This is a genomic window from Desulfosoma sp. (genome assembly GCF_052743555.1).
In genome coordinates this window covers 1-26,195 of record NZ_JBRAHS010000007.1, presented here as the reverse complement: position 1 = coordinate 26,195, position 26,195 = coordinate 1, and the positions used below count along the sequence as shown (strand labels likewise).

Sequence of the window (26,195 nt, the reverse complement as noted above, 5' to 3'; positions counted from 1 at the left end):
AGAAACGTACCGAACAGCGCCTCAACGAACTGGCCGAAGCCCAAAAACGCACGGAAGAACGACTGAATGAGCTCGCCGAAGCGCAAAAACGCACCGAAGAGCGGCTCAGTGAGCTCGCCGAAGCTCAGAAACGTACCGAACAGCGCCTCAACGAACTGGCCGAAGCCCAAAAACGCACGGAGGCGGCCGTTGGGGCTTTGGCCATGGCCCAAAAAGCGACGAGGGATCATGTGGGCGGATTGTCCCGCAACCTGGCCTACGCTTTAGAAAATGAAGCCTATCGGAAGCTTCCGGCTTAACCTTAACAAAGTGCACGGCATTCGAGTGATGGAGACTTTTATCCGCACTGAGGTGGCCGAGGAAGAGGTCAATTTCTGGGCAAAGGCCCTCAAGAACGGTCAGGAAGTTCGCCTCGTGGGAGAATGCGTCCTGCGGTTGGACGATGCCTCCAAACTGAAAGCGCTTCGACGCAAGCTTCAAAAAATAGGACGCATTGTGTCCGCGGAGCTTGTTCCCATTCTGGTCACCCATTACGCCACGCCCAAACTGTTGCAGCAGGCGATCGAAAAGGGCATTCTCGTGGTGCACAGCTACCAGTGGGACCAGGACTTTTGACAAGCCTCTTGGGAACCCGTCCGAACATGGTTTGGCCGCGACCTTTCGGCTAAATGCTGGAGGAGCGCCGCAAGGCGCGATCAGGCGTCGCGGCTTGCGGCATTCCTCCATAAAATATGCTCGGACACGCTCCTTAGAGCTCCCATCGGTCGAGATGTCATGAAAAGATTTCTCAAACGCCTGCTGACCCACGACTGGAAAACGGCGCGCGTGGTGCACCACGCGGTGCTTGAGGCTCAGGATTCGCAATACGCCGGGCCGCAAGAGCCCCTTCCCGAACCCATCATGCACGCTCTGCATGCTCTGGGTATCCAGAGCCTCTACACGCACCAGGCCGCGGCTCTGGACCTTCTTCGATCCGGCCGCCATGTGGTGGTGTCCACGGCAACCGCCAGCGGCAAATCCCTGATCTACAACATGGCCGTCACCGAAGCGTTGCTGCAGAACCCTCACGCCCACGCTCTGTACCTTTTTCCCATCAAGGCCTTGAGCCGCGATCAATGGGACGCTCTGAACACTTTCTTTGCCGCGCTGCCCGGCGCAACACCCTTGACGGCGGCGGTTTACGACGGGGACACTTCCGACCGTCAGCGAGCCCTCATTCGGCGAAAACCTCCGCATGTGCTCGTCTCCAATCCGGACATGCTGCACTACGCTTTGCTGCCCTACCACGCCAAGTGGGAGAGTTTTTTTCGAGGCCTGCGATACGTGGTGGTGGATGAACTGCACACATATCGAGGCATCTTTGGAAGCCATGTGGCCCAGATTCTTCGAAGGCTTCAGCGCATCACCGACCTGTACGGAGCGCGGCCGCAGTACATCTTTCTTTCGGCTACCATCGGCAATCCCGGCGAACTGGCCCAAAAGCTCATCGACCAGCCCGTCGAAACCGTGGCGCACTCTGGATCGCCTCGATCGCGGCGCCACTTTGTCTTCATGGAAACGGAAGGCCCTCTGGCTTCCTTGGCGGCGCGCTTGACTCAGGATGCCGTGCGCTCGGGACTCAAAACCATCGTTTTTACGCAATCACGGCGCATGACAGAATTGGTGCACATGAGCCTGGTGAGGGCGGCACCAGATCTGGCCCCCAAAGTGAGTTCCTACCGGGCGGGTTTTCTTCCTTCGGAGCGCCGAAGCATCGAGCAGGGGCTGGCCGAAGGGCGCATCGCCGCAGTGATTTCCACCAGTGCTCTGGAAATGGGCATCGACATCGGCGGCCTGGACGTGTGTGTCCTCGTGGGTTACCCCGGCACCATCATGACCACATGGCAGCGGGGCGGCCGCGTGGGCCGAAGCGGGCGGGAAAGCGCAGTGATTCTCCTTCCCCAGCCGGACGCCTTGGATCATTACATCGTGCGCCACCCCGAAACACTGCTCAACGGGTCCTACGAAACTGCGGTCATCGATCCGGACAATTCGGCCATCGTGGCCGCGCACCTTCCCTGTGCGGCCGCGGAAATTCCCGTGCATGCCGAAGAAGCAGCGCACTGGGCTTCCCCACGTCGCCAGGCTCTGGTTTCTGCAACGCATGGAGGCACCCTGGTGCAGTCGGAAGACGGCCGAAAATGGTTTGCCACCGCCTCATATCCCCACCGCGGTGTGGACATTCGCAGCGTGGGTCCGTCCTTTACCATTCTGGGTCCCGATGCGAAAGACGCCACACGATGGATTCCCATCGGCACCACGGACGGAGTGCGCGCTTTCAAGGAATGTCATCCCGGTGCTGTTTATCTGCATCGGGGCCGAACATTTGTAGTGCAAAGTCTCAATCTGGAGAAACGCATCGCCCGGGCCGTGCCGCAGGACGCCGAATACTACACGTGGGTCGTGAGCAAAAAGGAAACGGAAATTCTGGAAATTCTTGCTTCCAAGCCGTGCACGGCCTTTATGGCTCGCCTCGGTCGGCTTCGGGTTCGCGAACACATTGCCGGTTACGAAAAGAAACGCCTGTTCACACAGGAACTCTTAGATTTCACACCGCTTGACCTTCCCGAACAGGTTTTTGAAACCGTGGGGTTTTGGGTGGAAATCGAAGAGACCATCGTGGAAAAGATTCACCGGGCGAGCCTTCACTACATGGGCGGGATTCACGCCATGGAACACGCGGCCATCAGCGTGTTCCCTCTGTTTGCCCTGTGCGACCGAAACGACATCGGCGGTATTTCCATTCCGCTGCACCCTCAGCTGGGCAAAAGCGCCGTCTTTATTTACGACGGCTACCCGGGAGGCATCGGCCTGGCCGCTCGCGGGTACGACATCGTGGAATCTCTTCTGGAACGAACCTTGGATCTCATCGAAAGCTGCCCATGCGACGAGGGATGTCCCAGCTGCATTCATTCGCCCAAGTGCGGCGCCGGCAACACACCGCTGGACAAGGCGGCGGCTTTGGAAGTGCTGCGCTACCTGCTGGGTCGAAAACCCCTGGGATCGGAAACGGACAAGGAAGCGACTCGAGAGAAAACCCCTGTGCTTGAGGTGGCCGCGGCGTCGGCGTCAAAGCCGGAGCCGGCCATTGGATTCCTCGATCTGGAAACCCAAAAGCTGGCTCAGGACGTCGGGGGCTGGAACAACAAGCACCTCATGCGCGTGTCCGTGGCCGTCCTTTATGACCAGCGCCGCGAGGCTTTGGAAGTGTTTCGAGAAAGCGACGTCGCCGCTCTCATCGACCGCTTGCACGCTTTGGACCTCGTGGTCGGGTTTAACATCAAAGACTTCGATTTTCAGGTCCTGCAGGCCTACACGCCAAAGCCTTTGCAACATCTTCCGGCCTTTGACATGCTGGAAGCCTTGCAAGAGCAGCTGGGGTTTCGTTTGAGCTTGGATCACCTGGGCGAAAAGACGTTGGGACGCAGAAAGACGGCCGACGGCATTCAGGCGGTGCAATGGTTTCGGGAAAACCGCTGGGACCTTCTCATCGCGTACTGTCGCGACGATGTGCTGCTGACCCGGGACCTCTTTTTTCATGCCCTGGAAAAAGGCTATCTTGTCTACGAGGACCGGTCGGGGAAACGGCTTCGAGTGCCGACCCCGTGGAATCTGGAAAAGATTCTTCAAGAGTACGGACAAAAAGAAGATAAGAAACGATCCATTTTCAAAAGACGACGTTCCGCAGGCGTTTAAGGCGTGAGGCTGTTGTGCCGATAAGAGCTTTGACGAAGGACATGGGCCAGGAAAACGACGCATCAAAAGGTGCTTTTATGCTCACAGACAAAATGGACGCCTCGGCCAAAAAGACCCACGCGCCGATGGCCGTCGGACAAGACCACCGGCTTTTTTCTCAGGAAAACGCGCCAGGCTGGTATGCCCTCTACGTTCAGGTCAATCACGAAAAAAAAGTTACGGATCAACTGCTCAAAAAAAACATCGCATGCTTTCTGCCTCTGCTGCCCACCTGGAGCAGAAGGCGGGATCGGCGGGTGCGGCTTCAGGTGCCTCTGTTTCCAGGTTATGTGTTTGTGCACACGGTGCTGGAAAATGAAGTGCATGTGGAAATTCTGAAGATTCCCGGCAGTGTCTACATTGTGCGAAGCAGCCAGGGCCCGGCGCTCATTCCCGACTACCAAGTGGAAAGCCTGCGCACCGTGCTCACCCACGCCGATACACTCACCCTCTACCCTTACCTCAGCGCGGGGGACTGGGTGGAAGTGGTTCGAGGGCCCTTTGCGGGGTGTGTGGGTATCCTGCAGCGGCTCAACCCGAAAAAAGGAACTCTGGTCATCAGCATCGATGTCATTCGTCAAGCCGCCAGTGTCCAGCTGGCCTTGGAAGACGTCGTGCGCATCGACGGTCCTCCCGACCAGCGCTGCGGCTTTCGTGCGCGCTCGTAGATAAAGGCCGGCCTCGATCGCTGTGCGCTGCGTGCGCAGGAGACGTCCGCCCTTTGAGATCTCGGCACATCAGCGACACGGTCCTTCGTCAGCGTCCTGTCAGGTTTCGTCTTTTCCGGACGAAACACGGCACCCCACGGAGCGGAAAAGGTGCACCGTGACCTCGGTCCCGACGTCGTAGCCTTCCACATGTTCAGGTACAATGACATAGCCGTCGGCACGTGCCAGAGTGCTGATCATGGCCGATGATCCAAAAACAGGTTCGGCGAAAATCGACCCCTGTTCTTCGCTCAACTGCACACGAATGTAGTCCGCGCGGCCGTGCACTGACGGCATGTTGCGCCGAAGGACGGCTTGACATGTTTGGATTTGGGAAGAGCGGTCCAGCTTCATGCCCTGCAGCCTCAGCAGGCTTGGGCGTACAAAAGCCGTAAAGACAATCATCGCCGACGCGGGTTGGCCCGGAAGCCCCCACAAGATGCGGGGCCCGATGCGGGCCAAAATGGTAGGTTTTCCCGGCCGAATGGCCACGCCATGGACCAAGAGCTCGGCACCGTCCAAGCGTTCCAGAACCTGCACGGTGTAGTCCCGAGCGCCCACGGAACTGCCCCCGGAAAGAAGCACCACGTCGTGGTCCTTAAGGGCCTGACGGCAGGCGGAAGCCAGCTCATCCAGATCGTCGGGCACCACCCGCGTCCATCCCGGAACCGCTCCGGCTTCCCGCACCTGGGCCGCCAGGACAAAAGTGTTGATATCGCGAATCTTGCCTACAGGAACCACAGGCACATCGGGAGAAACGATTTCATCGCCTGTGGAAAGCACCGCCACACGAGGAACACGAAACACGGGCACCAATGGCACGCCCACGGCGGCCAGCACCCCCACGTCCTGAGCCCGCAGGGGCCGGCTTGCAGAAAAAAGCAGGCTGCCCTGAGCGATGTCGTCGCCCGTTTCCAAAACATTGTCGCCGGGAGCCACCGGGCGGGTCACTTCAATGGTGCCGTCCCCCACGTCCTGGGTGTATTCCACCATGACGAGCGCGTCCGCTCCTTCAGGCATGGCCCCGCCTGTGGGCACGGCAATGGCTTCCCCCGGACCGAGAGCCCTTTCGGCGGGCCGGCCCATGAGGACTTCGCCCGCCACGGTCAGAAGCGCCGGAAGGGATTCGGAAGCCCCAAAGGTGTCCCGAGCCCTGACGGCATAGCCGTCCATCACCGCACGGCGAAAATGGGGCACATCACAGGGAGCCCTCAAATCCCGGAACAGCACTCGACCCGCCGCCTTTGCCAAAGGCACCGTCTCCTCTTCCAAAGGCGCCAAGTCATCAATGAGGCGCAAAACCTCTTCAGCCGTCTTTACCTTGAGAAATTCCGGCATTCACACCACCTTAGCTTTTCGTCCACTTGAGATCCGTCCATCATTTCACTGGCGAAAAATCCGCCGGAAACCAAAGGGACGCTCCCCTCACCCCACCTCCTCATAACCCACACGTAACGCCCCACCTCACGACGGACGCCTGACGCTCCAGGTTGACCCTCGCGGCGCCCCGTGCGAAGATTTTTCTATCGAACTTAGGGTGCTGTGGCAAGACGGGTTGCGCCGAAGGAAGGGGGAACACCGTGGCTGTGGACAAAAAGCTCGTCGTCCATTGCAAGGTTTGGGTGGAAGACGACGCCGGTGCCTTGGTCTTTGGTGCTGGCCGCCTTCGTATTTTGGAAGCCGTGGAGAGGGCGGGATCCATTATCGGCGCGGCCAAAGAACTGGGCATGAGCTATTCCGCGGTGTGGGGAAAAATCCGAGCCACGGAAAAGCGCCTGGGACGTCCCATGCTCAACAAAAAGATCGGCGGCGTCAAAGGCGGAGGATCGGCGCTGACGCCTTATGCCAAGGAACTTCTGGAACGGTTTCGAACCCTGGAAGGGCGCACGCAAGAAGCGGCCGAGCAAATCTTTGAAGCCATTTTCGGCCCCGATTTTGACGCACGCCCGAATTCGGGCGAAAAGCGCGCCCCTTGAGGGTCGTGAAAGACTCACAAAGTGGGTCCTTTGGGAACTTGTCTGAAAGCGCCTTGTCCGGGCCTTTGTGCGAGCCTACGCGCCACGAGAGTTCCTCTCGGAGGGACCGCGTCCTCGCGGTCCCTCGATTTTGGGACGCGCAGGAGCGCGTCCCTTCACGACCAGGGGTTCACTCACCACATTGACCCTAAAGCACCGAGGCAAAGGCTTCCTTGCAAACGGCTCCCAATTCCCCCAGGTTTTCCACAACCGTGATGCCCGCCGCCTTCATGGCCTGAATTTTTCCTTGGGCCGTGCCGCTGGATCCACTGATGATGGCTCCCGCGTGGCCCATGCGGCGTCCTGGAGGGGCCGTGAGGCCGGCCACAAATCCGACAACAGGCTTGGTCACGTGGCGGGCAATAAAATCGGCCGCTTCTTCTTCCGCGGACCCGCCGATTTCCCCGACCATAACCACCGCCTTGGTTTCAGGATCTTCTTGAAAGGCTTTCAGGCAATCGATGAAGTTCGTGCCGTTGACGGGATCACCGCCAATGCCCACGCAGGTGCTCTGACCGATGCCTTGCAATGTCAGCTGGTGCACCACCTCATAGGTCAAGGTGCCGGAACGGGACACCACACCCACGGATCCCGGCTGATGAATGGGACCCGGCATGATGCCGACCTTGCACTGGCCCGGCGTGATGATGCCCGGGCAATTGGGCCCGATGAGCCGTGTGGATGAGCCTTTCAGAGCGTTTTTCACCTTGAGCATGTCCAGGACGGGAATGCCTTCCGTGATGGTCACGACCAGGCGCACGCCCGCGTCCATGGCTTCCAGAATGGCGTCAGCGGCGAAGGGCGGCGGCACGAAAATCATGGAACAGTCGGCACCCGTCTGCCGCACGGCCTCTTCCACTGTATGATACACGGGGATGTCGTCCATGGTCTGGCCGCCTTTTCCCGGCGTGACCCCAGCCACCACGCGCGTGCCGTAGGCCACGCACTGTCGTGTGTGAAACTGCCCTTCACGGCCGGTTATCCCCTGAACAAGGACTCGTGTCTGCGCATTCACCCAGATGCTCATGGTGTTTCCTCCTAGGCCTTGGCGATGGCCGCCACTTTTTGGGCCGCGTCTTTGAGGTCCTGTGCCACAATGAGATTCAAGCCCGATTCCTGCAAGATTCTGCGCCCTTGTTCCACGTTGGTGCCTTCCATGCGAATGACCACGGGGACCGTGACGCCCACCTTTTTACTGGCCTCCACCACACCCTGAGCCAGCACGTCGCAGCGCAAAATGCCACCGAAAATGTTAATGAGCACCCCCTTGACATTGGGATCGCTCAAAATGATGCGAAAGCCGTTTTCCACCATTTCGGCGCTGGCGCCGCCACCCACATCCAAAAAGTTGGCCGGTTCGGCGCCCGCCAGTTTGATGATGTCCATGGTGGCCATAGCCAGCCCGGCGCCGTTAACCATGTTGCCGATGTTGCCGTCCATCTTGATGTAGTTCAGGTTGTACTTGGACGCCTCCACTTCCAAGGGGTCTTCTTCGTCCAAGTCGCGGTAGGCCAGGACGTCCATGTGGCGAAACAGGGCGTTGTCATCGAAATTCATCTTGGCATCCAGGGCCAAAAGGCGCCGGTCCTTGGTCACCACCAGGGGGTTGATCTCCACAAGGGAGGCGTCGTAGTCCAGGCACAGGCGGTAGAGGGCCTGAACCATGGGCAAAAAGAGCTTGACCATGTCCGGATCCAAGCGGAGCCCGTAGGCCAGTTTGCGAGCCATGAAGGGCTGCAGCCCCACCAAAGGATCCACATAGACCTTGACGATCTTTTCTGGCGTTCTCGCCGCTACTTCCTCAATATCCATGCCGCCGGCTTCGCTGGCCATAAAGACGATTTTCGCCGTCGATCGGTCGGGCAGAAGGCTCAGATACAATTCTTTTTCAATCTCCAGTCCCTCTTCCACAAGGACTTTGCGCACCAAGCGGCCTTCGGGCCCCGTTTGATGGGTCACGAGGGTCATGCCGAGAATGCTGCCGGCCACGGCCGCGACGTCTTCCGTCGTTTCCGCGAGCTTCACGCCGCCCCCTTTGCCTCGCCCCCCCGCATGGATCTGGGCTTTGATGACCACGGGCAGCGTGCCCAGGTCTCGAGCCGCCGCTTGGGCTTCTTCCACCGTAAAGGCGACGCGGCCCCGGGGAACCGGCACTCCATACTTTTGAAACAGCTCCTTTGCTTGGTACTCGTGAATCTTCATGGCCACCCTCTCTCGTTGATCATCCGTCGCACCGTACGCCGTTGCACCAAGAAACGCCGTTGGAATCGCCATGCGAAAAGCTCCGCTCGGCCCTTTCCGCTGCCCCCTTTGTAGAAGAAAAGTTTCGCAAAGTCAAAATCGCGAGTTGCGACTCACGACTTCCCGAATGCGCGGATCGGTGCTAAAAGAGGCGGGTGGGAATCTTTGGGGTGCGCGAGCACCGCCCTGGGCAACCGATGGTTCAGCGAGGCACAATGATGGAATGGGAAACGGTCATCGGATTGGAAGTGCATGCGCAGTTGCTGACGCAAAGCAAGATCTTTTGCGGGTGTTCCACGGCCTTTGGGGCCGCGCCTAACACCCACACGTGCCCGGTGTGCTTGGGCATGCCGGGAGTCCTTCCCGTTTTAAACCGCACCGTCGTGGAATTCGCCATGAAGATGGCCTTGGCCACCCATTGTCGCATTGCGCCTCGATGCCGCTTTGCCCGCAAAAATTTCTTCTATCCCGACATGCCCAAGAATTATCAGATTTCCCAGTACGAAGAGCCCCTGGCCATAGGCGGCTGGGTGGAAATCACCACGGACAGCGGCACCCGTCGCATCGGCATTGCGCGCATTCATATGGAAGAGGATGCGGGAAAGCTCGTTCATGACGAAGCCCAACCGGTGAGCTACGTGGATTTCAACCGTACGGGCGTGCCCCTCATCGAAATCGTCAGCGAACCTGACATCCGCACGCCCGAGGAAGCGGCTGCCTATCTGCGCACGCTTCGAGACATTTTGCGCTACCTGGAAATCTGTGACGGGAATATGGAAGAGGGGAGTTTTCGCTGTGACGCCAACATCAGTTTGCGACCCGTTGGATCCACCGGCTTCGGCGTCAAAACGGAACTCAAAAACATGAATTCCTTTCGAAACGTGCAGCGGGCTCTGGAATTCGAAGTGCGGCGTCAGCGCGCTCTTTTGGACAAGGGAGAATCCGTGGTGCAGGAAACGCGGCTGTGGGACGCGGGCCGGGGCGTCACGGTGAGCATGCGCGGCAAAGAGGAAGCCCATGATTACCGCTACTTTCCTGACCCCGATCTGGTGCCTTTGGCCATCGATGAAGCCTGGATCGAGGCGGTGCGCCACAGCCTGCCCGAATTGCCCGACGCCAAGAGAGAACGTTTCGTGGCTCAATACGGGCTTCCCGCCTATGATGCGGCCGTCCTGACGGCATCCAAGGGTGTCGCCGACTATTTTGAAGCCGTCTCGGCGGATTTTCCGCAACCCAAGACGGTCAGCAACTGGATCATGAGTGAGTTGCTGAGGGAGCTGAAACGGGACGAGCGCGACATCGATCAGTGTCCTGTCCCGCCCGCCCACTTGGCTGAGCTCCTCCACCTGATGGACAAGAATGTCATCAGCGGCAAGATCGCCAAAGCGGTTTTCAAGGAAATGTACGAAACCGGGGCCGCGCCGTCTCGCATCGTGGAAGACAAAGGCTTGCGACAGGTCACCGACGAAGGTGCCCTAATGAGCGTCATCAACCAGGTCCTTCAGGAAAACCCCAAGGAAGTGGACGCCTACCGGCAAGGCAAGGAAAAGCTCATGGGGTTTTTTGTCGGGCAGGTCATGCAAAAGACCCGCGGCAAGGCCAATCCTCAGTTGGTCAACCGCATGCTGAAGGAAAAACTTTCGGGACCTCAGGCCTGACGAGAAGAACGCCTTTTCAAAAAGAGTTCGGGGATTTTTTGTCGCTCCGCCAGGGAGGGGGCTCTTGAGGGCCGACAATCAAGGGCGGTTGTCAAGGGGCCCTCACGGACCCAGGCTCAGTTGTGGATTGGTAAGGGTCGCATTGCCGATCTGCTGGGGATTGTGAAAAAGCCAAAAGGACGTGCTCTATAAAGCTGCACGGGCCGCGTTTTTTGAAGGCGAGCCAAGAAGCTCGGCAGGCCTTTTTGGAAGGGCACGATTGCAGGAAAGGCAAACGGGAAAGCCTACGCCGAAAGAAGGTCGAACCTCGGCCCCCCCTGAACATGAAGGCTCAGACCGTGCACCATAGGCGGTCACGAGCAAGTGACCCGCACGCCTGTGCGGCCGGGCCTTTCAGAATTCGGCACAAAGGACAGCCGCGATCGACTCCCCCCGGCGGGGGGCGCTGTGATGAAACCCCGCACGCATTCCGAGACATACCGAAAGGAGATTGCCCATGTCATCTTCGCGACTTCGTCCCATATGGTGGGACGGCGATGCCGTCATGATCCTGGACCAAAGACTTCTGCCGCACAAAAACAAGGTTTTGCGATGCACCACGGTGGATGAGGTCATTCGCGCCATCAAAACCATGGCCATTCGTGGCGCTCCGGCCGTCGGCATCGCGGGAGCCATGGCGGCGGCCCTGGGCGCTCGACGCATCGCGGCGGCGGACGTGCGCACTTTTGTCCGCAAGTTTTCCCGCTTGTGTGAGCGCATTCGAGCGGCTCGGCCCACGGGCAACAATTTGCGCTGGGCCGTGGATGCCGTGTTTGCCGTGGTCGTAGAAAATCCCGGGGTGGATGTACCCGGCCTGCAGCACCTCATTCGAGAAAAATCCCAGGCCATTCTGGAAGAAGATATCCGCACCAACGAAGCCATCGGCCGTTACGGCGCCGAGGTGATCCCCAAAGGAGCCCGCATCTTGACCTACTGCAACGCCGGAGCTCTAGCCACCGGAGACTATGGCACCGCCCTGGGAGTCATTCGCGCGGCCTTTGCCGCCGACCCATCCTTGCATGTCACGTGTTGCGAAACGCGCCCTTTTCTTCAGGGAAGCCGCCTGACGGCCTATGAACTGATGACGGAAAAAATCCCGTGCGCTCTGATCACCGACAACGCCGCTGGAAGCCTCATGCGCCGGAAAGAAATCGACGTGGTCATTGTGGGAGCGGATCGCATCGCCGCCAACGGCGACACCGCCAACAAGATCGGCACTTACACCCTGGCGGTGTTGGCTCAGGCCAACGGTGTTCCCTTTTATGTGGCCGCTCCTCGATCCACCATTGATCCCCTGCTGCCCAATGGATCGGGAATCCCCATCGAGGAACGGGATCCCAAGGAAGTGACGCATTTTTACGGGCGTCTTGTAGCACCTCGAGGGATGAAGGCCACCAATCCGGCCTTTGACGTCACGCCGAACCGGTACATCACGGGCATCATCACCGAAGTGGGCATCATTCGAAAGCCGTTTATGCGCGGCATTCGCCGAGCCCTGGAAGCTCCGCCGCCGGCTTAGGAGCCTATCCGAAATTGCCTTTGCCACGCCCCTTGGGCTCGATGGGGTAGGAGCGCCGCAAGGCGCGATCAGGCGTCGCGGCTTGCACCGCTCCTCGATCAGGTCTTCTCTGAAGAGCTTATAGAAACCTTGAAAAGCTTTCGGCAAAAAAATGCCTGGCCCCGCGTTCTTGATGCGCGGCGGCGGTCAGGCCGTCCCCCGCCAAGAAGCCTTCCTGCGTGTCCCGGAACACATGGACTGGCAGGAGCCGTTCCGCCTGAGGGACATCAAAGGGGCGAGCCCACGGCATCGAAGGGACGCGCTCCTGCGTGCCCGCCAGACCATCCATCGCCAGCAAAGCCCCCTCGGTGCATTCGGGAACACATGGACGGGCAGGAGCCGGTCCCTTCGAGGCGCATCGAAGGGGCAAGTCCTTTGCCGTCAAGAGTGGCGCCCATGCAGGGCCGAAAATCTGGCCTCCTTTTCTGGGCCGGACTTCCCATGAGGCAAGGCACCCATGCGCGCCTGAAAATCTGCGGACCGCGAGGACGCGATTCCTTCGAACAAAAGACCTCGAGAAACGAACGGCAATCACGCGCCCCCCTGCGGGCATTTTCGGAGGGACGCGCTCCTGTGCGTCAGAAAATATGCGGACCGTGAGGACGCGGTCCCTTCGAGAGCAACGACTGATAAGGGTTGAACTGACCAGGAAGAATGCGATCCCTGCGAGAGCATGCAAGGTGGCTTGACACAGGGGACTGGAGGCGGCGGTGCATACGGCCGAAGGTTTCAGCCGAAAAGGTGCTTGACCGCTTCCTCCACAGATTTGACGGCGATGCAGCGGCCGTCGCAATTCGACGCCGCCAGCTGCTCCTGGTTGCCTCGAGGACACACGACGGTGCGAAATCCCAAAGAAGAGGCCTCGGCCAGCCGACGCGCCGCGTGTCCCACGCCCCGCACCTCCCCCGCCAGACCCACTTCCCCCCACGCCACCAGATCCTCGGGCAAGGGCACATCCATGGCACTGCTCACCAAAGCCAAAACCACGGCCAAATCCGCCGCTGTTTCGGTCAACTTCACACCGCCCGCCACATTGACGAACACGTCATGTTGCAGAAAATGAAAGCCCAATTTTTTTTCCAGCACCGCCAACAGCAACGACACGCGATTGGCGTCCACGCCCATGAAAGTGCGCCGCGGCTGCGCCCATCCGCTGGAAGAGACCAAAGCCTGCACTTCCACCAAGATGGGGCGGGTGCCTTCCATGGTGCACACAACCACCGACCCGGAAACACCTCCCGGCCGTTCCGCTAGGAGAAATCGAGACGGGTTCGGCACTTGCAACAACCCGGATTCCCGCATTTCAAAGACGCCGATTTCACTGGTGGATCCGAACCGGTTTTTGACGGCGCGAAGGAGGCGAAAGGTGTGGCTGCGGTCACCTTCCAGGTACAAAACCGCATCCACCAGGTGTTCCAGCACTCGAGGTCCGGCCACAATGCCCTCCTTGGTGACATGGCCCACAAGAAAAACGCCGATGTTTTTTTCCTTGGCCAGCCGCTGCAGCCATGCCGCCGATTCCCGCACTTGGGACACGGAGCCGGGTGCGCTGTCCAAAAGATCCAACCGCATGGTCTGAATGGAATCCACGGCCAGGACCAAAGGCGGACGGCCGGTCAGTATAGGTTCCAGTGTGTCCAGGCTGGTCTCCGCAAGCACCCAGAGGGAATCGGCACGTTCCAGACCGAGGCGCTGGGCGCGCAATTTGATTTGCGCCAGGCTTTCTTCTCCGGACACGTAAAGCACGGAACCGAGGCGCGCCATGTGGCCGAGGGCCTGCAGCAGCAGGGTGGATTTGCCGATTCCTGGATCACCCGCCAGCAAAATGACGGATCCCGGCACCAGCCCCCCACCCAGCACGCGATCCCATTCCTCCAGGCCCGATTTCAGGCGCATGTCCTCCAGGATCGGCACATCAAAAAGAAGCACAGGGTGCGCCGACGGGGAGCGGCCCGCGGAGGCTCGGTGAGGCCCCGCGGATTTTAGGGCTTCCTGCAACGTGTTCCAGGCATGGCAGCCGGGGCATCGCCCCAGCCATTTTAATGTCTCGTAACCGCATTCCGAGCATTGAAAAACGGTTTTGTCTTTGGTCATGGGTATACTCCCAAACGTTCCGCACAGGCAGGTTGGCTGTGGGGCTCTGCTCTTACCTCTTTCTGCAGTCGTTGACAAAGAAAAATGGGCTGGTTTATAGTCCGTTACCAAGTTTCTGAAGGCAGTGGAAACGAACACGCGGGTCAGGATCCATTTAAACCCCAGCACGATGTCCAGGGAGGCGTGAACACATGGCTGGAAAGAACATCGTTGAAATCACGGACGGCAGTTTTGAACAGGAAGTCCTGCAATCCACCCTTCCGGTTCTGGTGGATTTTTGGGCGCCGTGGTGCGGGCCGTGCCGCGCCATCGCTCCGGTTATCGATGAACTGTCAGCCGAATACGCGGGAAAACTCAAAGTGGCCAAGTGCAATGTGGATGAAAATCCGAACACGCCGGCCCGTTACGGCATTCGCGCCATTCCGACCCTGATTTTGTTCAAGAACGGAACCGTGACGGAACAAATCACGGGGGCGGTGGCCAAGTCCCAGATCGCCGCAGCGGTGGACAAGGTGGTGTCCTGATCCGTTTGCCTTCCCCGAACGTCAACCGCCACGGACCCTGTCGCGGGTCCGTGTCCACTCTTCTCGAAAACGTGCCGAATCCCCATGACAACGACGGCATTGTATGACATGGTGATCGTAGGTGGAGGGCCAGCGGGGCTAGCCGCGGCCCTTTACGGGTGCCGCGCTCGTTTCAAGACGCTTCTGGTGGAACGCATCGGGCTCGGCGGGCAGCTGCTTACGTATGAAAAAGTGGACAATTACCCGGGTTTTCCCGAAGGCGTCACCACCTCTGAATTGATCGAGCTCTTTAAGGCGCAGGCGGTGCGCTTCGGCATGGAACACCGCAGCGTGGAGGTCACGGGGCTGGAGCTGTCGAATTCGGTCAAGGTGCTGCATACGCCTGAGGGTCCCGTGAGGGCCAAGGCGGTGATTCTCGCCACGGGGTGCACGCCGCGAAAACTGCAGGTCAAAGGCGAAGCGGAATTCACGGGGCGCGGCGTGTCCTATTGCGCCATCTGTGACGGCCCGTTTTACCGAAACCAGGAGGTGGCCGTCATCGGAGGCGGCGATACGGCGGTGGAAGAAGCCGTGTACCTGACCAAATTCGCTGCCCACGTGCACATCATTCATCGCCGGGACACCTTTCGCGCCATAAAGATCCTGCAGGAAGAAGCCTTGGCCAACCCCAAGATCACCGTCCATTGGAACCGCATCGTGGCCGAAATTCTGGGAGGTCCCCAAGGGGTGACGGGCCTTGTGCTGCAAGACACGACCACCAGTGCCCTTTCGCAACTGGACGTTTCCGGCGTCTTCGTCTTCGTGGGGCTTTTGCCCAACACGCAGTGGATCCCCGAAGACGTTCGCCGCGACAACCTGGGGTTTCTCATCACCGATGACCACATGGCCACATCGGTCGCAGGAGTCTTTGCGGCAGGTGATGTGCGGTCCAAAAGCCTTCGCCAGATCGTCACCGCCGTGGGGGACGGCGCCACGGCGGCTTTCAGTGCCGGACGTTACGTGGAATCCTTGGCCCACCACGGATAAATCCCACGCCACCACATGTCATGGAGCGCTTCAGGATGAAAGCCATGCCTGCTCGACGGACCCTGAGCGGCGCCCTGCGGTGCGCCACGGCCCTCAGCCTGTGCACGCTGCTTCTGACCGGATGCGGCACAAACCTTTTGAGCTATTACTTTGACGATTTGTTCGACTCCGGCCACACCATCGAACCCACACCGGAACAACTGGCTTGGGACGGCATGGAAGCCATGCGGGCCAAAAAGTATGGCAAGGCTTTGGAATCGTTTCAAAAGCTCAAAGAACGCTACCCTTACAGCAAGTACGCCATTTTGGCGGAACTCAAGATCGGTGATGCCCATTTTTACAAGAAAAACTACGAAGAAGCCGCTCTGGCCTATGAAGAATTCGTGCGGTTGCATCCGCGCAATGAGGCCGTGCCCTACGTGCTGTATCAGCTGGGCATGAGCCAGTATCTTGCTTCGCCGTCCATGGACAGGGACCAGGACCAGACGCGCAAGGCCGTGGAAACCTTTCAAAGATTAGTGGAAGTTTATCCCGGCACGGAATATGCCTCTAAGGCGCAGGCGCAGCTTCTGGAATGCGAAAAGCGGATCGCCGCCCATGAATTCCGCATCGGACGCATGTACTACCGCATGGGCAAGTACCGCGCCGCGCAGCTGCGGTTGACGCGTCTGCAGGAAGACTATCCCCAGGCGGTGAAAAAGCTGGGATATGAAAAAGAAATCGAGAAAATTCTTGCCGACTGCCGGAAATGTCTGAACCGGCAAGGGGACGGCAAAAGCGTTTGGACACGCCTGGGATTCTAGCGGCGAAAAGGACAAACGAATGACAGAAAACAACACCACGGAGTCCACCGCTACGGCATCCAGAAGGGACGCCGCCGTCGCCCACCGCGAAATGAATCTGGTGGAGCTCAAGAGGCGCAACATCAAGGAACTGGTGACGCTGGCGCGAGCCCTTCAAATCGAAGGGGCCACATCCATGCGCAAACAGGACCTCATTTTCGCCATTTTGCAGGCCCAGGCGGAAATGAGCGGTCTCATTTACGGCGAAGGGGTTCTGGAAATTCTTCCCGACGGGTTTGGGTTTCTGCGCACGCAGGATTACAACTACTTGCCCGGCCCGGACGACATCTACGTGAGCCCGTCCCAGATTCGGCGCTTCAACCTGCGCACCGGCGACACCATTTCCGGACAAATCCGCCCGCCCAAGGACAACGAACGCTACTTTGCGCTGCTCAAGGTGGAGGCGGTCAACTTTGAAGAACCCGAAGCGGCTAAGGACAAGATCCTCTTTGACAACCTGACGCCCATCTACCCGGACCGGCGCATTCACCTGGAAACCGCTTCCGACAATTACTCCACCCGCGTCATGGATCTGCTCACCCCCGTGGGCTTCGGTCAACGCGGCCTGATCGTGGCGCCGCCCCGCACCGGCAAGACTATGCTTTTGCAAAACATCGCCAACGCCATCGCCAAAAACCACCGGGACGCCTATCTCATTGTACTGCTGATCGACGAACGTCCGGAAGAAGTGACGGACATGGAACGCAATGTGCGGGCGGAAGTGGTGAGTTCCACCTTTGACGAACCGGCCCAGCGCCACGTGCAGGTGGCCGAAATGGTCATCGAAAAGGCCAAGCGTTTGGTGGAACATCGCCGCGACGTGGTCATCTTGCTGGACAGCATCACGCGCTTGGCTCGAGCCTACAACACGGTGGTGCCGCCCAGCGGTAAGATTCTTTCGGGCGGTTTGGATTCCAACGCCTTGCATCGACCCAAACGCTTTTTCGGCGCCGCCCGCAACATCGAACAGGGCGGAAGCCTGACCATCATTGCCACGGCCCTCATCGACACGGGAAGCCGCATGGACGAGGTCATTTTTGAAGAATTCAAGGGCACGGGCAACATGGAGATTCATCTGGACCGGAAGCTTGCCGATCGGCGTATCTTTCCCGCCATTGACATCAATCGGTCCGGAACGCGTAAAGAAGAACTGCTTCTGGCGCCGGACGATCTCAACCGCATCTGGATCCTACGCAAGCTGCTCTCTCCCTTGAACCCCGTGGATGCCATGGAATTCCTGTTGGACAAGATGCAAGGGACTAAGGACAACGAAGATTTTCTGGCATCCATGAATCGTTGAGCAAAGGACTTGCATCCGGCACCAGCCTGGCTACAATGAAGGGCTCTCGAAGAACGAACCCACACGGAGGCGACCATGAAAAAGGACATTCATCCGAAATACTTTCAGACGGTGATTCGCTGCGCCTGCGGCAACGAAATCCAGACGGGTTCCACAAAAAAGGACATCCGTGTGGAAATCTGTTCCAAATGCCATCCGTTCTTTACGGGCAAGCAAAAACTGGTAGACACGGGCGGGCGCATCGAGCGGTTCATGAAAAAGTACGAGCAGTACCAAAAGAATCAAGAAAAAGCGCGGGAAAACCTTTAGACCCCCTGACCCGGAACCTCCCCCTCGGCAGGCCGTCGGTCTGTGAGGGGCCTGCGAGTGTTGCCGGGTTTTTTGCGTCTTTGGCCCAAGACCGGAAGAGCCATGTTTGATCGATTGGCCGGACTGGAAGAACGTTACACGGAACTGGAAAAGCTGTTGAGCGACCCGAAGTTGCTGGCGCAACCCAAGGAATACCAAAAGGTCGCCAAGGAACACGCCGACCTGTCCCCCTTGGTGGAGGCGCTGCGCCGCTATCGCAAAGCCCAGCAGGACATGGAAGCCAACCAGGATCTGCTGCGCCACGAAACCGATCTGGAAATGCGCGAACTTATTCGCGAGGATCTGAATCGGTTGCGCACGGAACTGGAAGACACCGAGTCGGCCCTCAAGCGCATGCTGGTGCCCAAGGATCCCAACGATGAAAAGAACGTGATCCTGGAGATTCGTGCGGGCACGGGCGGTGAAGAAGCGGCTCTGTTTGCGGCGGACCTTTTCCGCATGTATTCCCGGTACGCAGAAAATCGCGGCTGGAAGGTGGAACTGCTGGATGTGCACCCCACGGACATCGGTGGTTTCAAGGAAGTCATTGCGGCCATTAACGGCGCTGGCGCCTTTAGCCGCCTCAAGTTTGAACGGGGTGTGCATCGCGTGCAACGCGTGCCGGAAACGGAAAGCCAGGGGCGCATTCACACGTCGGCCGTCACGGTGGCCGTGTTGCCGGAAGCCGAAGAAGTGGACGTGGCCATCGACCCCAACGATCTGCGGGTGGATGTGTTTCGGTCGTCCGGACCTGGAGGCCAAAGCGTTAACACGACGGATTCGGCTGTGCGCATCACGCACCTGCCCACGGGCCTTGTGGTGATCTGTCAAGACGAAAAATCCCAGCACAAGAACAAGGCCAAGGCCATGAAGGTGCTTCGCGCGCGCCTGCTGGACATGATGCGCTCGGAACAGGAAGCCAAGATCGCGCAGGAACGCAAAAGCCAGGTGGGATCCGGGGATCGCAGCGAACGCATTCGCACTTACAACTTTCCCCAAAACCGCGTCACCGACCACCGCATCAACCTCACCCTCTACAAGCTGGAAGAAGTCATGATGGGCGCCCTGGACGACATCATCGACCCGCTCATCGCCGCCGCGCAAGCCGAAGCCTTAGCAGACGGGGAATGACGGCATGACTTGGGTGGGCTTCTGGCCATGGAAGACATCTGGACCATTTTGAAGGTCCTGCAATGGACCACCGACTACTTCCGCCGTAAGGGTCTGGAACAGCCCCGCTCGGACGCGGAGGTTTTGTTGGCCCACGCCCTGGGTGTGCGCCGGGTGGATCTTTACCTGCGCTACGATCAGCCCTTGCGGCCCGACGAACTGGCCCGATATCGAACCCTCATTCAGCGCCGCGCCGCCAGAGAACCCACCCAGTACATTACCGGCCGCCAAGAATTCTGGTCCTTGGAACTGGAAGTCAACCCCTCGGTGCTCATTCCGCGGTCCGAAACGGAACGGCTGGTGGAACTGGCCCTGGAAGCCTTTGGAATGGATCCTATTCGTGTTCTGGATGTCGGCACCGGATCCGGCGCCATTGCCATTGCTCTGGCCGTGGAACGACCCCAATGGATCATCACCGCCTGCGACATTTCCCGGGACGCGGTGCAGACCGCTCGAAAAAATGCCGAACGTCACGGTGTGGCGCATCGCATCGCCTTTGCGGTCTCACACCTCACCACGGCCTTTCGCCCGACCCCCGCTCCTTTTCATCTCATCTGCACCAATCCGCCCTATGTGGGGGATGCGCAATGGGGCGGTTTGGCACCCGAAGTCCGCGGCCACGAACCCGAGCAAGCGCTTCGGGGCGGTGGACCCTACGGCACCGTGCTGCCACGCAAATTCCTGCAGCAAGCTTTTCCGCTGCTGAGGCCAGGCGGAGTGCTTTTGATGGAGTTCGGTATAGGTCAGGAACAGGTGCTGGCCCGGGCGGCCCAGACCATACCCGGGGTTCACACGGTGGCAGTGGTGCATGACTATGCGCATAAGCCGCGGGTTCTTCGCGTCACGAAATCCCATGGCGGCATGGCGTCACCACAGAAGGCGCCGCCTTCCTCGGCGCGCGCCGCTCCATCGCCTTCCATCACCTCATAACCCACCCACAGGCGATTTCTTATGGACAAACTGGTCATCGAAGGCGGTGTTCCCCTTCATGGCGATATTCACATCAGCGGCGCCAAGAACGCGGCTTTGCCCCTCATGGCGGCATCTCTTTTGGCTCCGGGCCGTCACGTCTTCACCAACGTGCCTCGGCTGCGGGATATCCGCACCATGGAACGGCTTCTGCAGCACATGGGCGCCCGCACCGAACATGACGATACCCTCACCCTGGACACGTCCCGCATCACGCAGCCGGAAGCCCCCTACGAACTGGTCAAGACCATGCGCGCTTCGGTGCTGGTTCTCGGCCCTTTGGCCGCTCGATACGGTCGGGCTCGCGTGTCTTTACCCGGCGGGTGCGCCATTGGAGCCCGTCCCATCGACTTGCATCTGCGCGGTCTGGAAGCCATGGGGGCTCGCATCGAACTCCAAGGCGGCTATGTGCTCGTGCGCTGCGACAAACTGCGCGGCACAGCTTTTACCTTTGATCAGGTGACGGTCACCGGCACCGAAAACCTCATGATGGCCGCCTGCCTCGCCGATGGAGAAACCGTTCTGGAAAACGCCGCCCGCGAACCCGAAGTGGTGGACCTGGCCGATTATCTCACGGCCATGGGCGCCCGCATTACAGGGGTGGGCACGGCTGTTGTCCGCATTCAAGGGGTGCCGTCCCTTCAGCCGGGTGTGCACCGGGTCATTCCCGACCGCATCGAAACGGGCACCTACTTGGTGGCGGCAGGCATTACCGGCGGGCGTCTTCGCCTCACCCATTGCCGTCCGGACCATGTGGATGCCGTCCTTCGCAAACTGCGGGATGCCGGCATGAGGATCTCTTCAGAAGGCGAGAGCCTGACGGCGGAAGCGCCCGATGGGCCCATTCGCAGCGTCAATGCCACCACCTGGCCTTATCCCGGATTTCCCACCGACATGCAGGCCCAATTCATGGCGCTCATGACCCTGGGCCATGGCGTGAGCGTCATCAAGGAACAGATTTTTGAAAACCGGTTCATGCATGTGAGCGAACTGCGCCGCCTCGGAGCGGATATCGTGCTGGACGGCCGAAGCGCTGTGGTGCGCGGAGTGCCTTTTCTTTCCGGCGCTCCTGTGATGGCCACCGACCTTCGCGCTTCAGCCTCTTTGGTCTTGGCCGGCCTGGCGGCTCGCGGTCGTACCGATGTGAGCCGCGTCTACCACCTGGAACGCGGCTACGAAAACCTGGACGAAAAACTGCGCGCCGTAGGCGCCCGCATTCGCCGCGAAAAGGAATGATCCGCGGTGGGACCGGGTCTTTAGCAGGCGCGGAAGCCCGCAGACACACGGTCATGGCGAAGCTCTCACGAGCGTGTTCGAGAAAGCTTTCCCATGGCATGTGTCCACGGCGGATTGCCCAAACGAAGGGACCGGGTCCTCGCGGTCCGAAAGTTCCCGAACGGCGGAAGTCTGACTCATGGCATCAAATGGGCATAGCTTTTGCCGACGCGCAGGAGCACGCCCCTTTTAAACCAGGGTCACGCTCATCATCTGGACTCCCCAAAGGTCCACCTTGCAGCCTGCCCTTTTTCTGCCGAGCCAGCGGTTTTTTTCCTTGAAGCATGCCGGCCCATTTGAAAAATGTCACTTAGTTGAAAAGCTTTTCAGGTTTTGGTGATGGTGACCACGGGGGACGGCAATGTCTTCGGGAAGAGTGTTGGGTGCTCGACCCATGTTACCTTTGGCCGCCGCTTTGGCCGTCGGCATCGCTTTGGCCCGTCTTTGGGGTCTTCAGGCATCGACGGCGCTCTTCCTTGCCGCGGCGTGCTTTTGGGCCTTCGCCTTTTTCACACACCTTTTTTTCGGGCCCGCCACGCCACGGGCACGACACGGATCGGCCGCAGCACTGTGTCTTGGCGTCGCCTGTTTTGGAGCCTTTCTATGGGTGCAAGCCGAAAAAAAAGCCGTTCCGTCCTCGTCCTTTGAAGCGCTGCTGGACGGAACGGAACGGCGCTACCGCGTCGTGCTTCGTCCTTTTGCCGATTTTTACCCTGAAAAAACCGTCGTGACCGCCGTTCTTCTGGCCCGTTGTGAAAAACCGAGCATCTCCCTATCAGACAACGGACGACCAAAGGCCGATCTTATGCAGCACGCGGCCGGGCCGCCGAAAGCGTGTCTTCGCCCCATTCCCCTGCCGACGGCCCCCGTGCCCTTTGGGGTTCGCCTTTCCGTGCGCACCCTTCTTCGCTCATGGAAACCGGGAGATGTGGTGGACATGCCTTTGAGGCTTCAGCCGCTGACCAATTTTGAAAATCCCGGTCGATACGACTACGTGGCGGAACAGGCTCGACGTGGGATCTTCGCCCATGCCTTCACAAAGAGCGACATCTTTTGGATGCGCGTGCCTGAAAACCAAGCAGACGTTCCCTGGCATTTCACCTTTTTCGGTCACATCGACACACTTCGAGAACGCCTTCGCCATCTTCTGGCCCAGCACCTCACTGGGACAAGAGCCGCCTTGGCTCAGGCTCTTTTTTTGGGTTACCGGCACATGGTTCCCCGTGAAGTGCAAGAAGCCTTTCAAAAGGCGGGCACGGCACACCTTTTGGCCATTTCCGGGCTGCACGTGGGTCTTGCGGCCTGGGCAGCCTTTCGCCTGGTGCAACTGGGTCTTCGGTTTTTCTGGCCTCAAGTCTTACTGAAAATTCCCGATGTGCATCTTGCCGGCTGGGCCGGAGGCATAGCCGCCGCCTTATATGCGGTTCTGGCGGGCTTTGCCGTGCCCACGCAAAGAGCTTTCATCATGCTGACGGCAGCGGCCGCGGCGTTAGGGCTTTACCGCAAACCCGATTCATGGTCGCTGTTGAGCACCGCCGCGTTGCTCATCCTTGTCGAGGATCCCAACAACGTGTTTCGCCCCTCCTTTCAACTGTCCTTTGCCGCCGTCGCGGGCCTGGTCTTCTTCTATCCCTTGTGGCGCGAAAGGGCTTTCAAGCTTGTGGTCCATTTTCCCGAGAAACTGAAACCCGTGCTGCGCCTCTTTCTGGATGCTTTTCTGGTTTCCGCCGCAGCCGGCGTGGCCGTGGCACCGTTGACGGTCTATCATTTTCACACCGTTTCGGTGGCCGGACTTGCCGCCAACACCGTCATCGTCCCTTTCCTGGCTCTGGCCGTGGTGCCGCCGGGCCTCGCCGCCCTCGGCCTCTCCATGCTCGTGCCGTCCGTGGCCGCCGCGGTGCTCGCTCCTGTGGATTGGGCTTTGGCCGTCCTGCTGTGGCTTGTCAAAAGCTTTGCCGATTTGCCCCATGCGCTGGCGCATGTGGGGCCCGTCCCCCTCTGGGGGATTTTGGGCTGTTATGCCGCTCTCCTGCTTTGGACCTCTTCGGCTGACTGCAAAAAAAAGCTTTTCATCACCGCCGCATTGGCGGTCATGGGCGCTCTTTTTGTCGCTTTCCGCCACCTCGGCGCGGATCCGGAAAAATATCCCTTTCGCGTCACCGTCCTGGACGTCGGGCAAGGATCGGCCACGCTGGTCCAATGCCCCCCTGACGCGGCCATGCTGGTGGACGGCGGCGGCTTTGAAGATGATGCTTTTGATGTGGGTCGATTCGTGATCGCACCGGCTCTGTGGGCCATGGGTGTGCATCGACTGGACGCGGTGGTGTTGAGCCATGACCACCCGGACCATTGCAATGGACTGCGTTATCTTCTGAACACCTTTCCCATCGGTCGCTACGTGGAAACGGGGCTGAGTTCTCGAGGTCTCACGGGATCACCTTTAAAGGCCATCGCCCAACGACGCCGCATACCAACCTTGTGCACCCTGAGGCAGGCGCAGGAAAGCTTTGATGGCACGATCGATCTCGGTTCTCTGGGCGAATGCCGGTTGCGGGCTCTTCACCCCACCAAAGCCTTTGTTGAAGGCGGCTGGGACTCAAGAAACCTTAACGATGCCTCATTGGTTGTGGAAGTGACCTACGGCAAGGCTGGAGCACTACTTCCTGGGGATGTGGGAGAAAAGACCGAACGCCTTTGGCAGAACCGTCGGGACGCCGCAACGCGCCACTGGCTCTTGGTGGCGCCCCATCATGGAAGTGCCACATCCACCGGGTGGGACCTTTTGCAGGCGCTGCGGCCCCAAGCCGTGCTCATTTCCTGCGGGTACGGAAACCGCTTCGGCTTTCCGTCGCCAATCGTTTTGGATCGCCTTCAAAAAGAAGGTCTTCCCGTTTTTCGCACGGACCTTCACGGCGCCATTTCCGCCTCCTGGGGCGAATCCCGCTGGATTCTGACCTCGGCCATGGTCCAAAGAAAACGCCTGCACAGCTTTTCCAAAAGCCCTTAAAACGCCTCACACCGAGTCATCTTTTTGCACACTTCTCTGCAGCCGGTTTCCACCTTTCGCCGAAAAAGCCCCTGGCAGAGCTCAATTTATGCAATTTTTTGCACACAAAGGGACTTTCGCATTGACAGAAGGGGGATGATAGAGTAAGGATTCGGCAAATGCGGCCGTTGGTTCCATCGTCGAAGATGCCGACCGCTACGGCGGGTGCCGACCTGCACAACCCTTTGCACGGGGGGATTTTGCCCTCATGGCGAAAATTCTCATCATTGAAGATGATGACGGGTTGAGGGAAGTTTTGGCCACATTCCTCAGGGAAGTGGGGCACGTGGTGGTGGAGGCGTCCGACGGCCTGGAGGGAATGGAATGCATGGACAGGGAACCCTTTGACCTCATCATCGTCGATGTGATGCTTCCTTACGTGAGCGGCATCGGCTTGGTGAAGTTCAGCAAGGAAAGGAGTCCGGAACTCCCCGTCATCTGTATCACAGGCTATGGAAATTCTCCGGAAAAACTGGCCCAGGAAGAGCACGCCGATCGGGTTTTGTCCAAGCCATTTGACCTTAAAGAGCTCGCCGGCGCAGTGGAAGCCCTGTTGGCGCATCCCTAAGCCCGCTGAGGGCTTTGGGGATGTTCTGGCTCCTTGCGCCGTAAAAAAGAGAGTGATTGCCCAGTGACGGAACCGCAGATCATCGGCATCAGCCCGTCCATTGAAAAGATCCGTCGTTTGATCCGCCGCGTGGCGGACGTCAACTTGACGGTGCTCATCACCGGCGAAAGCGGTGTGGGTAAGGAATTGGTGGCGCGCGCTCTCCACTATTACTCCAGCCGTCGGGACAAACCCTTTGTCAAGGTCAACTGTGCGGCGCTTCCGGGAGAACTCATCGAATCGGAATTGTTCGGCTACGAAAAAGGCGCCTTTACCGGAGCTGATCGGCGGAAGCCTGGAAAATTTGAAGCGGCTGGCGAAGGCACCATTTTTTTGGACGAAATCGGTGAAATTCCTCTGCCCATGCAAGCCAAACTTCTGCAAGTGCTGCAGGATCTGAAGTTTTCCCGCATCGGCGGCAACCAGGAAATCCAGAGTCAGGCAAGGGTTGTGGCCGCCACCAATGTCAACCTGGAAGCGGAGGTCTCGCGCGGTCGCTTTCGAGAAGATCTATATTTTCGCATCAACACCATCAGCATTCCCGTGCCCCCTCTTCGCGAGCGGCGGGAAGACCTGGAACCGCTCGTTCATTTTTTCATGAAGCAGTTTAAAAAAGAACAAGCTCTGGAGCCCTATCCTGTGCCGGACAGCCTCATGGAGCTGTTTTTGGCATACCACTGGCCGGGTAACGTACGGGAGCTGGAAAACTACCTCAAGAGGCTGTGCGTGCTTCGTAATGCTACGGAAATCCGAGAGGAGCTGCGTCGAAGCCTGGACGAACATCCGCTGCGTATGGCAGGAGACAATGGCCCTCGCCCGAGCGAAGATTTCATTGTCGCTCGAGTGACCAGGGAGGTTCGCGCTCTAACCGAAGGCGCTCGGGAATTTCCGTCACTGAGAGAAATCCGGGATCGCGCCGTGGAACGGGTCGAAAGAGCCATTTTGGAATATGTCCTTCGAGAAGTGAACTGGAACCGACGGGAAGCGGCCAGAATCCTCAAG

At 59.1% G+C, this 26,195-nt stretch carries 22 protein-coding genes and 1 pseudogene; 18 read left to right on the top strand and 5 right to left on the bottom strand.

The window, feature by feature from the left end:
- The 4 genes and pseudogenes from ACUVSA_RS05735 to ACUVSA_RS05720 all read left to right on the top strand — a co-directional run.
- Positions 1-299, top strand: a pseudogene (locus tag ACUVSA_RS05735) (hypothetical protein); the annotation flags it as partial.
- A gap of 10 nt (positions 300-309) precedes the next feature.
- Positions 310-615, top strand: a complete 306-nt coding sequence (locus ACUVSA_RS05730; RefSeq protein ID WP_445894109.1) for a hypothetical protein — start codon at positions 310-312, stop codon at positions 613-615.
- 159 nt (positions 616-774) lie between these two features.
- Positions 775-3,735 carry a DEAD/DEAH box helicase gene (locus tag ACUVSA_RS05725; RefSeq protein WP_445894108.1) on the top strand — a complete coding sequence of 987 codons (2,961 nt, stop codon included), beginning with the start codon at positions 775-777 and terminating at the stop codon, positions 3,733-3,735.
- 77 nt (positions 3,736-3,812) lie between these two features.
- Positions 3,813-4,442, top strand: coding sequence for a UpxY family transcription antiterminator (locus tag ACUVSA_RS05720; RefSeq protein WP_445894107.1), 630 nt, complete (start codon positions 3,813-3,815; stop codon positions 4,440-4,442).
- A gap of 99 nt (positions 4,443-4,541) precedes the next feature.
- Here the strand turns inward: ACUVSA_RS05720 and ACUVSA_RS05715 are convergent, their stop codons facing one another.
- Positions 4,542-5,819: a molybdopterin molybdotransferase MoeA gene (locus ACUVSA_RS05715; RefSeq protein ID WP_445894106.1), complete on the bottom strand. Its 1,278-nt coding sequence runs from the start codon at positions 5,817-5,819 to the stop codon at positions 4,542-4,544.
- 242 nt (positions 5,820-6,061) lie between these two features.
- On the opposite strand from ACUVSA_RS05715, the gene ACUVSA_RS05710 reads away from it, so the two are divergent.
- A complete protein-coding gene (locus tag ACUVSA_RS05710; protein ID WP_445893061.1) occupies positions 6,062-6,457 on the top strand; it encodes a winged helix-turn-helix domain-containing protein in 396 nt (131 codons plus the stop codon).
- 187 nt (positions 6,458-6,644) lie between these two features.
- Here ACUVSA_RS05710 and sucD read toward each other — a convergent pair whose 3' ends face one another.
- Positions 6,645-7,523 carry a succinate--CoA ligase subunit alpha gene (sucD, locus tag ACUVSA_RS05705; protein ID WP_445893060.1) on the bottom strand — a complete coding sequence of 293 codons (879 nt, stop codon included), beginning with the start codon at positions 7,521-7,523 and terminating at the stop codon, positions 6,645-6,647.
- A gap of 11 nt (positions 7,524-7,534) precedes the next feature.
- Positions 7,535-8,698 (bottom strand): ADP-forming succinate--CoA ligase subunit beta, encoded by a 1,164-nt coding sequence (gene sucC, locus ACUVSA_RS05700; RefSeq protein WP_445893071.1) that lies wholly within the window; start codon positions 8,696-8,698, stop codon positions 7,535-7,537.
- A 257-nt stretch (positions 8,699-8,955) separates the two neighbouring features.
- Between sucC and gatB the strand changes: the two genes are divergently transcribed.
- Both gatB and mtnA read left to right on the top strand, forming a co-directional pair.
- A complete protein-coding gene (gene gatB / locus ACUVSA_RS05695) occupies positions 8,956-10,395 on the top strand; it encodes an Asp-tRNA(Asn)/Glu-tRNA(Gln) amidotransferase subunit GatB (protein WP_445893070.1) in 1,440 nt (479 codons plus the stop codon).
- A gap of 496 nt (positions 10,396-10,891) precedes the next feature.
- Positions 10,892-11,953, top strand: coding sequence for an S-methyl-5-thioribose-1-phosphate isomerase (gene mtnA, locus ACUVSA_RS05690; RefSeq protein ID WP_445894105.1), 1,062 nt, complete (start codon positions 10,892-10,894; stop codon positions 11,951-11,953).
- A 118-nt stretch (positions 11,954-12,071) separates the two neighbouring features.
- Here mtnA and ACUVSA_RS05685 read toward each other — a convergent pair whose 3' ends face one another.
- Together ACUVSA_RS05685 and radA are read right to left on the bottom strand one after the other, a co-directional pair.
- Entirely contained in the window at positions 12,072-12,281 is a 210-nt protein-coding gene (locus ACUVSA_RS05685; protein WP_445894104.1) for a hypothetical protein, read from the bottom strand.
- Positions 12,282-12,721: 440 nt separating this feature from the next.
- Entirely contained in the window at positions 12,722-14,086 is a 1,365-nt protein-coding gene (radA, locus tag ACUVSA_RS05680) for a DNA repair protein RadA (protein ID WP_445894103.1), read from the bottom strand.
- A 191-nt stretch (positions 14,087-14,277) separates the two neighbouring features.
- Here radA and trxA point away from each other — a divergent pair, with 191 nt between their 5' ends.
- From trxA to ACUVSA_RS05625, 11 genes are all read left to right on the top strand, one after another.
- Complete coding sequence (gene trxA, locus ACUVSA_RS05675) at positions 14,278-14,610, top strand: thioredoxin (protein WP_445893128.1); 333 nt, start codon at positions 14,278-14,280, stop codon at positions 14,608-14,610.
- An 84-nt stretch (positions 14,611-14,694) separates the two neighbouring features.
- Positions 14,695-15,636, top strand: coding sequence for a thioredoxin-disulfide reductase (trxB, locus tag ACUVSA_RS05670; RefSeq protein ID WP_445894102.1), 942 nt, complete (start codon positions 14,695-14,697; stop codon positions 15,634-15,636).
- Positions 15,637-15,671: 35 nt separating this feature from the next.
- The gene (locus tag ACUVSA_RS05665) at positions 15,672-16,439 is read left to right on the top strand and encodes an outer membrane protein assembly factor BamD (protein WP_445893126.1); all 768 of its coding nucleotides are present in this window, start codon (positions 15,672-15,674) and stop codon (positions 16,437-16,439) included.
- Positions 16,440-16,530: 91 nt separating this feature from the next.
- A complete protein-coding gene (rho, locus tag ACUVSA_RS05660) occupies positions 16,531-17,778 on the top strand; it encodes a transcription termination factor Rho (protein WP_445893130.1) in 1,248 nt (415 codons plus the stop codon).
- A gap of 75 nt (positions 17,779-17,853) precedes the next feature.
- On the top strand, positions 17,854-18,087 hold the full coding sequence (rpmE, locus tag ACUVSA_RS05655; protein ID WP_445893125.1) for a 50S ribosomal protein L31: 234 nt from the start codon (positions 17,854-17,856) through the stop codon (positions 18,085-18,087).
- Between the two features lie 102 nt (positions 18,088-18,189).
- Positions 18,190-19,257: a peptide chain release factor 1 gene (gene prfA / locus ACUVSA_RS05650; RefSeq protein WP_445894101.1), complete on the top strand. Its 1,068-nt coding sequence runs from the start codon at positions 18,190-18,192 to the stop codon at positions 19,255-19,257.
- Positions 19,258-19,284: 27 nt separating this feature from the next.
- Positions 19,285-20,226, top strand: coding sequence for a peptide chain release factor N(5)-glutamine methyltransferase (prmC, locus tag ACUVSA_RS05645; protein WP_445894100.1), 942 nt, complete (start codon positions 19,285-19,287; stop codon positions 20,224-20,226).
- A gap of 21 nt (positions 20,227-20,247) precedes the next feature.
- On the top strand, positions 20,248-21,501 hold the full coding sequence (murA, locus tag ACUVSA_RS05640; protein ID WP_445894099.1) for a UDP-N-acetylglucosamine 1-carboxyvinyltransferase: 1,254 nt from the start codon (positions 20,248-20,250) through the stop codon (positions 21,499-21,501).
- 400 nt (positions 21,502-21,901) lie between these two features.
- Positions 21,902-24,547: a DNA internalization-related competence protein ComEC/Rec2 gene (locus ACUVSA_RS05635; protein WP_445894098.1), complete on the top strand. Its 2,646-nt coding sequence runs from the start codon at positions 21,902-21,904 to the stop codon at positions 24,545-24,547.
- 247 nt (positions 24,548-24,794) lie between these two features.
- Positions 24,795-25,154, top strand: coding sequence for a response regulator (locus ACUVSA_RS05630; RefSeq protein WP_445894097.1), 360 nt, complete (start codon positions 24,795-24,797; stop codon positions 25,152-25,154).
- A 63-nt stretch (positions 25,155-25,217) separates the two neighbouring features.
- Positions 25,218-26,195: sigma-54 interaction domain-containing protein (locus ACUVSA_RS05625; protein WP_445894096.1), on the top strand; the 978-nt coding region annotated here is incomplete at its 3' end.